Source organism: Cardiobacterium hominis (genome assembly GCF_900637305.1).
Taxonomy (GTDB): domain Bacteria; phylum Pseudomonadota; class Gammaproteobacteria; order Cardiobacteriales; family Cardiobacteriaceae; genus Cardiobacterium; species Cardiobacterium hominis.
This window is the reverse complement of sequence record NZ_LR134365.1, coordinates 1,417,184-1,429,535: the sequence shown is the minus strand read 5'-3', so window position 1 is coordinate 1,429,535 and position 12,352 is coordinate 1,417,184. Positions and strand designations below refer to the sequence as shown.

Here is a 12,352-nt window from a genome sequence, read left to right as displayed (position 1 = left end):
ATTTTGTCGGCGGCATAAAGAAAAAGGCGCGGATCGTTCCGCGCCTTTTTCTAGCCATTCTCTAAAGCCTCACAGCGTCTTGCGCCGGAACAAAAAAATCCCCAACGCCAAGGGGGCGGCAATCCAGGCGAGCAGCACCAGCGCCAGCACGCCATGCGCAATCCCGCCCTGCGCGCCCAAGCCGCTTGCCACATTGCCGCTCAAATTGAGCAGGCGGTAAGTGTCGGTCGGGTTGGCGAGCAACAGCGCGTTCAGCGCCGCCACGCCGATATGCTGCCCCTTGTCGGCAATCAAAATACCGAGCAGGGCAAAATCATAAAGCAGCACAAAAAACAGCCAGACGCCAATCGCCATGCCCGCTGCGCTGCCGCGCTGTTTGGCAATGGCACTTAACACATAACCAATCGCCAAAAAGACGGCGCCGAGTAATAGCGTGGTGAATGTCATTTTGAAAAAGGGCTGCCAAACCGCCCAAGAAAACCCGGTATTTTTGTGCAATAAGGCGACGGCAATACCGGCGACAAAATAACCAATGGCAATGGCCACCGCCAAAATTGCCGTCTGCCCTAAAAACTTGCCCGCGACCACTTGCCAGCGTGATAACGGATAAGAAAGCAATAATGCCATCGTGCCGCGCTCAATTTCCCCCACAATCGCATCATACGAAAGCAGCAGCGCAATCAGCGGAATCAGATAAATATTGAGCGTTGCCAGACTGACTACGGTAATGGCGAGCGCATTGGCCTTGGTTTCACCTGCGGGCGCGCTGCCGAGAAAAGCGAGCGTCAGCGCGAAAGCAGCGAGCAAAATGGCAATGGCCAGTACCCAGCGGTTGCGCAATCCGTCTTTTAATTCTTTGCGGGCGAGGGTTAGCAATGTATTCATAAAAACATCCAAAACGGTTAAGGAATCAAGGCGCGTAACAGCGGCAATTTACGGATAAGGCTGGCAATCAGCACACACAAGATGAAAATAGCCAGCGCGCCAAAAATGCGAAAGCCGATAACTTGCTTCGCTTGCGGGAAATACTCGTGCATCTGCCAAATAAAATAAATATGCAGCACATAGACTCCGAGCGCGGCATTGCGGCAAGCCGTCAGCAATCTGGCAACGCCGCCACGCGCCAGCCACGACCAGTCATGCTGCCGCGCCCAGAGGAAAAGGGCCGCCGCGTAAAGGACGCAGGGGAAATTGAGATACCCCTTGAACAACTCGTTCACTTTATCCGGCGGCGACAGCAAAATCGTACCGAGGCAATGCAGCAGCAGGCCGCCCATGCCAAGCGCATAAATCAGCAAACGCCAGCGCCGCGCAGGCGGCCATTTTCCCAAATAATAGCCAAGCAAGGCATAGAGCAGGAAACCGGCAGAAACCGGCGAATGAATCTGCCAGTCGTAGTCAATGCCGCTGATATTGCGCAAAAAAGGCAAGAGGGAAAAAGAAACAAAAGCGTAGCCGATGAGATAGGCAAAAACACGCGGCTGTTTTTCTGCCGGAATCAGCCCAAACAGCGGCAAGGAGAGATATACCGCAAAGAGCGGCATAAAGAACCAATAGATATCAATATAGCGGTGGGTGAGGATGCCTTCGATGATGCGTGATGCCGAATCATCCGGCGGCGCACCGTGATACCACCATACATAGCAGAAACCAAACAGCGACCAGAATAAAAACGGAATCAGCGTGCGCTGCATCCGTTTGCGCAAAAAGGCCTTGGTATCATAGCGCGCACGATAATCGAGCAGGGTATAGCCGGAAATCATGAAAAATACCGGCACAGCAAAATAACATACAGATTCGATGATATTGCTGGTCAGCCACAGCCGCCCCTGCGGCCGCGTCCAGAAAATCGCGTTGGCGTGCAAAAAAACCACCGCCAACGCGGAAAAGACCACCAGCACATCGACGAATAATGCGCGACGCGGCGCGTTATCAGGCTGTGGCATCTTCACGGCGTAAAAAGTGGGCATACAAATCATCCAGCGCGGGCGGCAACATATCAATATTGCGCGGCGTCCCCGCCTGCCACAGCGCGCCAAGCAGCGCCGTTTTCTCGCTCTCGGCGCAATCGCAGAACCATTGCCCGGCGCCATCTGCCTGCCACGGTGCGGGCAGCGTCAGCGCCGCATCGTCAAACCAGACGCGCAGCCGCGTCGGCAGGCCGGCGTTCTGCCGCAATTCTTGCAAACTGCCGTCGGCGGTTTTGACGCCGTTTTTCATGATGACGATGCGGTCGGCCTGGTCGGCCAGTTCGGCGAGTGCGTGCGAGGAGAGCAGAATCGCCGTGCCCTGCGCCGCCAGTTCGGCGAGGATGCGGTAAAAATCGGCGCGCGAAGCGGGATCCAGGCCGGTGGTCGGCTCGTCCAGCAGAAGGATTTTCGGCTGGCCGAGCAAGGCTTGTGCCAGCGCGAGGCGCTGCCGCATCCCTTTGGAATAGGTGCCGACGCGCTTGCCCGCCGCTTCCAGTATGCCCACCCGCGCGAGCAGGTCGCGGTTGCCCGCATCTGAAAGTCCCTTGAGGCTGGCAAAGAAAGTGAGCGTTTCAAAGCCAGTCATGTTCGGATAGAGTGCGACGGTCTCCGGCAGGTAACCGATGATTTTGCGCGCGGCGACGCTGCCCGCCGCATGACCGTCAATCCGGATACTGCCCTGCGTTGGCGCGAGCAGGCCGAGCAGCATCTTCATCAGGGTGGATTTGCCCGCGCCGTTATGCCCGGCAAGGGCGACCGTTTCCCCCGCGTCGATGTGGATATCGACATCGCTGACCGCGGTAAAACCGGCAAAATTTTTTCGTAGCTGCGTGGCAGCCAATATTGCACTCATGACATCCCCGGGAATAAAAATGGCGGGCTTTTTACCATGCCCGCGCGCAGGCGGCAACGGCTAATGTCAAAATAAACGCCCGACGACGGTTGCGCGTATCATGTGCGCGGCCCCCCCCGTCGCAGATACAGAAAACCCTTAAAGGACTAACCATGCAACACCCCGATAACCTCGTCTGGATTGACCTCGAAATGACCGGCCTCGACAGCCAGCGCGACCACATCCTCGAAATCGCTACCCTCATCACCGACGCCCAGCTCAACATCCTCGCCGAAGGGCCGGTCATCGCCATCCACCAGGACGCCGAACTCCTCGACAACCTTGACGACTGGAACCGTCAGCATCACGGCAAAAGCGGACTGCTGGAGCGCTGCCGCCAAAGCGCCGTCAGCACCGCCGCAGCCGAAGCGGCGACGCTCGCCTTCATCCGCCAGTACGTGCCGGCGAAAAAATCACCGCTCTGCGGCAACAGCATCTGCCAGGACCGCCGCTTCATGGCGCGTCTCATGCCCGAACTCGAAAATTACTTCCACTACCGCAACCTCGACGTCTCCACCCTGAAAGAGCTGGTGCGCCGCTGGTATCCGCAGCACACCTTCATCAAAAACAGCACGCATCAGGCGCTTGCCGACATCCAGGACTCCATCGCCGAGTTGCGCCACTACCGCGAGCACATATTCCGCGCATAACCCAAACAGAAAAACAAAACGACAAACAAAAAACATCCTGAAAAACTTGAAAACATACCGCCGCGCGCCAATAATGACGCTTCCCCAACAGACACGGAGAATACGCTCATGAACTACACCTTTGCCCCCCTGCCCTACCCGGCGGACGCGCTCGAACCGGTCATCGACAAAACCACGATGGAAATCCACCATGGCCGCCACCACAAGGCCTACTTTGACAACTTCATCGCCGCTATCAAAGACACCCCGCTCGCCAATGAAACGCTGGAAGCCATCTTCGCGGGCATCAGCAAATACCCGGCGGCGGTACGCAACAACGGCGGCGGTTACTACAACCACAACCTCTACTGGAACGTGATGAGCCCGAATGGCGGCGGCGAGCCGGAAGGCGAACTCCTGGACGCCATCAACGCCGCCTTTGGCAGCTTTGACGCCTTCAAAACCGCCTTCAAGGACGCCGGTATCAAGCAGTTTGGCTCCGGCTGGGCGTGGCTGATTGTCGGCAAAGACGGCAAACTCGCCATCACCAGCACCCCGAACCAGGGCAACCCGCTGATGGATACCGCCGCCGTCCAAGGCACGCCGATTCTCGGCTGCGACGTCTGGGAACACGCCTACTACCTCAACTACCAGAACAAGCGTCCGGATTACCTCGAAGCCTGGTGGAAAGTGGTGAACTGGCCGTATGTCGCCGAGCTTTACCGCCAAGCGAAGGCCTGATCGCCGGCACGCAAAAAACCGCCGTAAGGCGGTTTTTTTATGACTGGGTCGCAAGGATTTAACGATAACCCATCGGGTTCTTCTGCTGCCAGCGCCAGGTGTCGGCGACCATATCGTCCAGACTGCGGCTGGTGCGCCAGCCGAGCTCTTTGGCGGCCTTGTCCGCGTTCGCCCAGAAGGCGGGCAAGTCACCGGCGCGGCGCGGTGCGAATTGGTACGGGATGGCCTTGCCGCAGGCTTTTTCATAGGCGTGCAAGACGTCCAGCACCGAGCTGGGTTTGCCGCTGCCGAGATTCCAGGTAAATACGCCGGTCTTGCTGTCAATGCCTTGCAGCGCCTTGACGTGCCCTTCTGCCAAATCCATGACGTGGATGTAGTCGCGCAGGCAGGTGCCGTCCGGAGTGTCGTAATCGTTGCCGTAGATGGAGAGCTGCGCGAGGCGGCCGACGGCGACTTGCGAGATGTAAGGCACGAGGTTGTTCGGGATGCCTTGCGGGTCTTCGCCGATATCGCCGCTTTCGTGCGCGCCAATCGGGTTAAAGTAGCGCAATAGCGCGACTGACCAGTCGCCATCGGCGCGGGCGGTGTCGCGCAGGATTTGCTCAATCATCACTTTGCTCTGGCCGTAGGGGCTGCTCGGCACGCCGACCGGCAGGGTTTCGCGGTATTCGCGTTCGCCGCCCGCTTCGCCGTAAACGGTCGCCGACGAGCTGAAGACGATGCGCTTCACGCCCGCCGCCGCCATGGCTTCAAAGAGGGTAATGGAGCCGCTCACGTTGTTTTCGTAGTACGGCAGCGGTTTTTCGACGCTCTCGCCGACCGCTTTGAGTCCGGCGAAGTGGATGACCGATGTTATCGGGTAGCGGGCAAAGAGCGCGTCCAGCGCGGCGCGGTCGCGGATGTCGCCTTCGATGAAGGTCGCGGTTTTGCCTGCCAGCGTGCCGACGCGGCGCAGCGATTCGGCGGAGCTGTTGACGAGGTTGTCGAGGACGACGACGTCATGCCCTGCTTGCAGGAGGACGAGGACGGTGTGCGAGCCGATGTAGCCGGCGCCGCCGGTGACGAGAATCATGGGAGTCTCCTTTTGTTATGGGTTTGATGTTTTGGAATTTGTGTTTTGGAAATGACGTGTCCGCTTTCTGTGGGGGCGCTTTATTTTTCCGCTTTCGCCTGAAAGATGGCATGCCAATAGGTTTCATCAAATGTCTGCGTTTTCATCCAGGCGACGATTTGTGGATATGCTTTTTTGATTTGCCGCAGGGTCTTTACGGTCTGCCAAAGTAATTGTCTGCTTTCTTTGGCGCTATATTCGCAGTAATAGCCGACGTTGCCGTCGCTGTTATAGAGGAAGTATTTTTGGTAAGGATGGATAATCGGGAAGTTGCCGTTATCCATCGAGAGTAGCGGGATTTTGCCATTGCCGAGGCTGGCTTTTTTCCGTGGCATCAGCATGCGCAGGGTGCCGAGCGAAAGGCGAACCAAGCGCTTCATGAAGGTGCCGCGCGGATAGCGTTCTTTTTCTTTTTCATAGAAGGTGTCAATGTGGTTGTCAATTTCCTGCAATGGTGGCATGTATTCCCGTGCCAGTTTTACCGGATAATCGCCGTGACCGTCGGCGACGAATTGCGGCGCAAGGTATTCGCGGTAGCGGAGTGCATCTTGCAGGGATTGCAGGCGGATTTTCGCGCGCCGGTAGTCATACATCAGGATGTCGCGCACGATCATCATAAAGGTACGGCGAAAGGCAATTTGCATTTGGTTTTCCGAAATGCCGAGAAAAGCAAAAGCCCAAATCTCATTGCGCATACTAAGGTAATCGGTCAGCATTAAATGGCGCTTGATGCTGAAGTCTTCATGCCAGACAAAAAGGGTCGGGAATACGGTCAGGCTATTGCCGTGTTGTTGCAGGTAAAGCGAGGCGCAGATGTCGTCCCATTTGAAGAAGAAATTGGGCAGGATGGGGGTTTCTTTGGTTTCTGCCATGTAAAACCACCAGCCGCTGAAGTCGGGATAGTTTTCGGTATATAGCGGCGCAAATTTGTCTTGCACGCACGTTAATTGTTCGTCGCTGTTGATTCTCTGGAAAAATTGGTTGGTTTTCCACGGCAGGCGGCAGCCCTGTTCATGGATTTTGTCTTTGCGCGTGTAATGCAGCATCATGCCGCCGAAGGCTTTTTTCGGGCGGGCGATTTGTGCAATGGCGACGGCACGGTAAATGATTTCCGGCGCGAGCAGGATGTCATCATCCATGAATAGTATGTAGTCGCTGTTTTTTGCGCGCGCATCCATTAAGCCGCGCATAAAGCCGCCGGTTCCGCCGAGATTCGCCTGCGAAATGAGTTGGAATGGTGCGGAAGGCGCAAAATCTTCGCGCTGCAGGGTGCTGCCGTTATCGATGACGGTAATGCGGTAATTTTGTTTTTTGAGTGGCGGGTAATGCAAGAGTGCATTGACGTTGGCGATAACGTAGTGTTCTTTTTTGAAGGTGGTGATGCAGACTGCGACGCTTTTGTTTTTGGCGCTGGCATCGACTAGCCAACAGCCCTCATGAATAATGATTTCGCCGCGGGTTTCGAGGGAAAAGCTGTAGCGCTCGATGCCTTTTTCCAACGGAAACGGGCCTAATTGGATTGTGCCTTCCGCGCAGTCGTGGTGTTGCAGGATGCACTCTTCGCTCCATTGGCTTTTGCGGTAGATTCTGATGCTGTCGGCTTTGCCGCTGATGTGTAATTGTAGATAGACTTGAGTGGCGGTGGTATGCAGCAGGAAATGCCCGGCAGGGAAGCTGTTAAACAGGCTGGTGAAGTTGAGCGAGATTTGTTTGCCGTAGCTCGCCAAATGCAGGCCGTCGGCTTTTGTCTGGCAGGCGTATTCTTGGTCGGCACTGTGCCAAAAGAGATGCTGCGGGAGCGAGGGATAGCTGAATTGCAGGTTTTGGATGTTGTGCATGGGAGGCGTGTGCGTTTTGGTGGTCGGCATGCGCTTTTTCGGCGGGTTGCATGGTATCTCCATGAGGGCGCCGGATTATACCTACACTTGAGCGCTCAAGGTGTATGTAAATCAGCTGCCTTCAAGGTTACCCGGCACGCCCGCCGTGCTGTGGTTATTGTGCGTTGCGGTCATGGAAGACGCGCAGGGCGGTGAGGGCGATGATTTTGAGGTCAAGCCACAGCGACCAGTTTTCGATGTACCACAGGTCGTAGTTGATGCGTTCTTCGAGGTCGGTGTCGCCGCGCCAGCCGTTCACTTGCGCCCAGCCGGTAATGCCCGCTTTCACCATGTGTTTTTGCATGTAGCCGGGGATTTCGTCTTTGAATTGTTCGACGAATTGTGGCCGCTCCGGACGCGGGCCGACGACGGACATTTCGCCTTTGAGGACGTTCCAGAATTGTGGCAATTCATCTATGCTCAGGCGGCGCAGCCAGCGTCCCATCGGGATGGTCGGTTTTTCGCCCGCGCCGCCCCAGGTCGCGCCGCCCTGCTCGTTGCCGGTCGGCATGGTGCGGAATTTGAGGATGTTAAAGACTTCGCCGTTCCAGCCGACGCGCGCTTGGCGGTAGAAGATGGGGCTGCCCGCGCGGATGCGTATCCACAGGGCAACCGCAAGCAGGAGCGGCGCGAGCAGGATGAGGGCGACGCTGGCGATGATTTTGTCTTCCAGCCATTTGGTCAGGCGTTTGCGGCCGTGCATCGGCGAGATGCTGATGTCGAGCGCGTAGTGGCCGACAACGTAGGAGCCCTGGTAGTTGATGAGACGGAAGCTGCGCAGGTCGGGGATGTAACGGATGTTGGCGGTGCTGTAGCGCAGGACGTCGAGGATGTCGCCAACGGTATCACCGGCGGTCAGCGGCAGGCAGATCCAGATTTCGTCGTAGGGCGGTTCGCCGTCGCGCGCCGGGTCGTAGCGGCGCACGTCTTCGACGTCGTTAAACAGCGCTTCGTCGGCATCGAGCAGGCGGATTTGCCGCACGACGAAGCCCGCCAGCGGGTCGCGGCGGATGGAGCGGAAGACTTCGCGGCAGGTGGCGTGGTTGCCGATGAGGGCGAGGCTGCGCGTGTTGTGCCCGGAAGCGCGCAGGCGGCTCAGCAGCCAGTAGGCGATGAGGCGGCTCATGATGCACAGGGCAAAGGCGGTGCCAAGCCAGATGCCGAACCAGAGGCGGGAGAAGTGGTGTCCTGCTTTGGTGAGGTAGAGGTAGCCCGCTATCATTCCGGCGAGGTAGAGGAATCCCTGGGTGAGGCGCAGCAGGAGCGGCGCGCGCAGGGCGCCGCGCCAGGAGCGGTAAACGCCGCAGCCGCTTAAGACAAATACGCCCATCAGCGAGGAGAGCGCGGTCATCCATTGGTAGCGTTCCCACTGCCAGATGGGGTAGCCGAAGTACGCCCAGAAGGTGATGACACCGGCAAGGTAGATGCTGACACCGTCGGCGCATTTTGCCAGCCAGTGCATGTAGGGCATGACGCCGTTGCGCGCGGCTTTAGGGTGCAGGTGCATCGTCTTGGTATTGTTGGATGATGATGGCGGGATCGCGGCTCAAGTCTTGGCGGATGCCGTCGCGCACCGCCTGCCACCACAGGCGCAGGTAGCGGCGCTTGTTGCGGTAATGGCGGACGGCGGCGAGCCAGAGGAGCGCTTTCAGCAGGGCGACGGGGTAGAACCACACGCCCGCCGCCATGCGGTAGATGAGCAGGCCGTTGCGGTAGGTGAAGTAGGCTTTCCACAGCGGGTGGTAGCCGCGCCGCGTCGTCTGGAAGGTGGAGCAGTCGTGGATGAAGCGTACCGTCGGCAGGAAGCGGTGGCGCGCGCCGTGTTTCGTCAGGTTCAGGGTGTAGAGGACGTCGTCGCCGTAGATGAACAGCCCCGGTTCCGGCAGCGGTAGGCGGCGCACCCAGTCGGCGCGGACGAAGAAGCCGACAAACGACGAGCTGTCGATGGGCAGCGCTTCTGCGCCTTGGTAGGCGCTGTCGGTGACGTGAAAGGCGCCGCGGGCGCGCCCGGTGAAGACGCCAAGCGCGGTACGCAGCAGTTTGCGCGGGTGCCAGAAGGGGTTGTAACTGGGACGGTTCATTTCGCAGAGGCGGCCGTCGGGGTAGTAAACGGCGGCGGCGGCGCTGTCGCAGTCGCTAAGGTCTGCGGCGCTGAATTGGCGCAGGGTGTCGGGCGCAGGGAAGGCGTCGTCGTCGTAGCAGAGCAGCCAGTCGGGGTTGAAGTGCGCGAGAGCCGCCGCCATGCCGAGGGCAAAGCCACCGGCGCCACCGGCGTTTTGCGTGTGCAGGATGAGGTGCAGGCGCGGGTCATCGCACTGTTCCAGCCATTCGCGCGTGCCGTCGGTTGAGGCGTTATCCACGACGACCACGCCCGCAAACGGCTGCGCCAGCGTCGCCGCCAGTGTTTGCAGCAGCGCGTGACGGCGGTTGTGGGTGACGATGACGGCGACGATGTTCATCAAATGTCGCAGTAGAAAACCGGCACACGCGCGCCGCGCTCGCGGGCGGCGAGGTAGCCGCGCGCCGCATCGAGCGCTTCGCGGATGGTAACGTCCATATCAAGATAGCGGTAGGTGGCGAGGCGGCCGATGAAGGTCACGCCTTCGAGCGCCTGCGCCGCGCGCACGTAGTCGGCGAGCATTTGTTGTTCGGCGGTGAGGCGGATGGGGTAATACGGCAGGTCGTCGGCATCGCAGGCGCGGCTGTATTCGCGGTAACACACGGTTTTTTCGTGTGTCTCCCACGGGGCGAAGTGTTTGTGCTCGGTGATGCGGGTGTAGGGCACGTCCACGTTGCCGTAGTTCATCACCGCCGTGCCCTGATAATCGCCGTCGGTCACAAAGCGCTCGAAATCGAGGGTACGGTAGCCGAGGCGCCCCAGTTGGTAGTCAAAGTAGCCATCGAGCGGGCCGGTGTAGAAGGTGTGCGCGTAGGCGGCGCTGTCGGCGCGGTTAAAGTCGGTGTTCAGGCGCAGGTGAATCGCCGGATGGTCAAGCATCGCCGCGACGATGGGAGTGTAGCCGTCTTTCGGCATCCCCTGAAACTGGTGGAAGAAGTAGTTGTCGTTGTAGTTGAAACGCACCGGCAGGCGTTTGAGGATGCTGGCAGGCAGTTCGCGCGGCTCGCAGCCCCACTGTTTTTGCGTATAGCCCTTGAAGAAGGCCTCATAAAGCGCGCGACCGACAAATTTCAGCGCCTGCTCCTCAAAGTTCTGCGGTTCGGCAATGCTGCTGTCTGCCTGCTCACTGATGAAGGCGCGCGCTTCATCCGGACGCAACGCCTTGCCGAAGAACTGGTTGATGGTGTGCAGATTGACCGGCAGCGAGTACACCTGTCCGTCCACCGTGCTTTTGACGCGGTTCACATAAGGCATCATCTCGCCGAAACGCTGCATCAGCGCCCACACCTCGGCGTCGTCGGTATGGAAAATGTGCGGTCCATAGACGTGCACCATCACCCCGGTTTCGCCGTCGCGGGCGCTGTAGCAATTACCGGCGACGTGTTCGCGGCTTTCGATGACGTCTACCGCGTGTCCGGCTTCAGCCAGGGTGCGGGCAATGACAGCGCCGGAGAAACCGGCGCCAACCACGAGGATTTTGTCTTTCATGGGTGAGTCTCCAGAATATTCGCTTCTTCGCGGATGAGTTCGCCATGCTCCAGAAATATCATGCGGTTACACAGACGTTTGGCGAGGTTGAAATCGTGCGTGGCAAAAACCAGGATGCCCGCGTTTTCAATGAAACGCATCAGCCGCGCTTCGGCTTTTTGCCGGAAGGCTTCATCGCCGACGCTCATCCATTCGTCCATGAGGATAATTTCCGGACGGATGCTGGTCGAGATGGAAAAGGCGAGACGTAGCACCATGCCGCTGGAATAGGTGCGCACCGGCATATTGATGAAATCGCCCAGCTCGCTAAATTCCACCACTTCGTCAGTGATGGCTTCGATTTGCTTCGGCGAGAGGCCGAGAAAGAGGCCGCGCATACGGATGTTTTCAAAGCCGGTCGCCTCGCCGTCCATGCCGAGCATCGCATCCAAAAGACTGGTAACGCTGCCCTCAACGGCGATCTTGCCACGCGTCGGCGCATAAACTCCGGCGAAAACACGCAGCAGCGTTGTCTTGCCGGAGCCGTTATGGCCGATAAGCGCGACCCGCTCGCCTTCGCGGATATCGAGGGTAATATGCTTCAGCGCCTCAATCTCGGCAAAACCTTTGCGGAAACTACTGAGTCCGCCGCCTGCCGCCGCCTTGAAAACGGTCTTCTTGAAAGAACGCTGGTGCGCGTCAAACACGGGAAAAGTCACGCAGACGTCGTCTGCCTTGATATACATCTTTTATAGCCAGTAAGTGATTTTTTTGCGGGTAAGCGAGAAAACCCACACCGCGAGCGCCGTGCCGACGAGGGCGAAAGCAGCCGCCACCAGCCAGTACAGCGGCGCAGGCATAACGCCCAGCACCGGGTCGCGCAGCAGGGTAATGAGCGAAGTAAAAGGGTTCATTTGCGCGATATGCAGCCGCCCTTCCGGCAGTTGGTGCAGCTGCCAAATGATGGGCGTAACGAAAAACAGCAGCGTCACAATGCTTTGGATGACCGGCATCATGTCGCGGAAGCGGGTACAGAAAATGGCGATGATAAGGCCGAGCCAGATAATATTGAGCGATACCAGCACGAAGGCGGGCAGCAGCCAGAAAATATTGGCATTGACGCTAAGCCCCAGAAACAGCATCACGAAAGGATAAATCAGCAGGTTATGCAGCAAAATGAGCAGTTGCCGGTAAAACACGCGCATCACCAGCGCTGACAGCGGCAGATAAGACTGCTTCAAAATATGCTCGTTGGCGGTAAAGGTTTCCGCATATTCGCTGATAGAACCGGCGATAAATGCCCAGAAAATGAGGCCCAGCGCCAGATGCGGCACGAACGCCGCCAAATCGGTGGAAAACAGCGCACCGTAAAGCGGCCCCATCGCCGACACCGTCACTGCCATACTGAGGGTAATCCAGAACGGCCCCAGCGTGGAGCGGCGGTATTTCAGGCGGATGTCCTGCCGTGCCAGCGACTGCCACAAGCGAAACCCGGCGATACCCTGGCGGATATCCGCCCACGCACTCGTATTCATTATCAAGGAAT

The 12,352-nt window shown here is 58.3% G+C and carries 12 protein-coding genes; 2 read left to right on the top strand and 10 right to left on the bottom strand.

Features of this window, described 5'->3' with window-relative positions; genetic code table 11:
- Positions 1 to 69: 69 nt before the first annotated feature.
- The 3 genes from EL199_RS07035 to EL199_RS07025 are packed head-to-tail and all read right to left on the bottom strand — an operon-like array spanning position 70 to position 2,823.
- Positions 70 to 885 (bottom strand): ABC transporter permease subunit, encoded by an 816-nt coding sequence (locus tag EL199_RS07035; RefSeq protein ID WP_004140049.1) that lies wholly within the window; start codon positions 883 to 885, stop codon positions 70 to 72.
- A gap of 17 nt (positions 886 to 902) precedes the next feature.
- Complete coding sequence (locus EL199_RS07030) at positions 903 to 1,970, bottom strand: acyltransferase (RefSeq protein WP_232008271.1); 1,068 nt, start codon at positions 1,968 to 1,970, stop codon at positions 903 to 905.
- Positions 1,933 to 2,823: an ABC transporter ATP-binding protein gene (locus EL199_RS07025; protein ID WP_004140045.1), complete on the bottom strand. Its 891-nt coding sequence runs from the start codon at positions 2,821 to 2,823 to the stop codon at positions 1,933 to 1,935. The genes EL199_RS07030 and EL199_RS07025 overlap by 38 nt, the downstream gene beginning before the upstream one ends.
- Positions 2,824 to 2,975: 152 nt before the next feature.
- On the opposite strand from EL199_RS07025, the gene orn reads away from it, so the two are divergent.
- Together orn and EL199_RS07015 are read left to right on the top strand one after the other, a co-directional pair.
- Positions 2,976 to 3,512: an oligoribonuclease gene (orn, locus tag EL199_RS07020; protein WP_004140042.1), complete on the top strand. Its 537-nt coding sequence runs from the start codon at positions 2,976 to 2,978 to the stop codon at positions 3,510 to 3,512.
- 108 nt (positions 3,513 to 3,620) lie between these two features.
- Entirely contained in the window at positions 3,621 to 4,232 is a 612-nt protein-coding gene (locus EL199_RS07015; RefSeq protein WP_004140028.1) for a superoxide dismutase, read from the top strand.
- A gap of 58 nt (positions 4,233 to 4,290) precedes the next feature.
- Here EL199_RS07015 and galE read toward each other — a convergent pair whose 3' ends face one another.
- The 7 genes from galE to EL199_RS06980 form a co-directional block, all read right to left on the bottom strand.
- Positions 4,291 to 5,304, bottom strand: coding sequence for a UDP-glucose 4-epimerase GalE (gene galE, locus EL199_RS07010; RefSeq protein ID WP_004140027.1), 1,014 nt, complete (start codon positions 5,302 to 5,304; stop codon positions 4,291 to 4,293).
- Positions 5,305 to 5,384: 80 nt separating this feature from the next.
- Complete coding sequence (locus EL199_RS07005) at positions 5,385 to 7,181, bottom strand: glycosyltransferase family 2 protein (RefSeq protein WP_004140026.1); 1,797 nt, start codon at positions 7,179 to 7,181, stop codon at positions 5,385 to 5,387.
- A 154-nt stretch (positions 7,182 to 7,335) separates the two neighbouring features.
- Positions 7,336 to 8,727, bottom strand: a complete 1,392-nt coding sequence (locus tag EL199_RS07000; RefSeq protein WP_004140025.1) for an undecaprenyl-phosphate glucose phosphotransferase — start codon at positions 8,725 to 8,727, stop codon at positions 7,336 to 7,338.
- The gene (locus EL199_RS06995; RefSeq protein ID WP_004140024.1) at positions 8,711 to 9,679 is read right to left on the bottom strand and encodes a glycosyltransferase; all 969 of its coding nucleotides are present in this window, start codon (positions 9,677 to 9,679) and stop codon (positions 8,711 to 8,713) included. Before EL199_RS06995 ends, EL199_RS07000 begins: the two co-directional genes overlap by 17 nt.
- Positions 9,679 to 10,827: a UDP-galactopyranose mutase gene (gene glf / locus EL199_RS06990; protein WP_004140023.1), complete on the bottom strand. Its 1,149-nt coding sequence runs from the start codon at positions 10,825 to 10,827 to the stop codon at positions 9,679 to 9,681. Before glf ends, EL199_RS06995 begins: the two co-directional genes overlap by 1 nt.
- Positions 10,824 to 11,552, bottom strand: coding sequence for an ABC transporter ATP-binding protein (locus EL199_RS06985; protein ID WP_004140022.1), 729 nt, complete (start codon positions 11,550 to 11,552; stop codon positions 10,824 to 10,826). Before EL199_RS06985 ends, glf begins: the two co-directional genes overlap by 4 nt.
- A 3-nt stretch (positions 11,553 to 11,555) precedes the next feature.
- Positions 11,556 to 12,341: an ABC transporter permease gene (locus EL199_RS06980; RefSeq protein ID WP_004140021.1), complete on the bottom strand. Its 786-nt coding sequence runs from the start codon at positions 12,339 to 12,341 to the stop codon at positions 11,556 to 11,558.
- Positions 12,342 to 12,352: the final 11 nt, after the last annotated feature.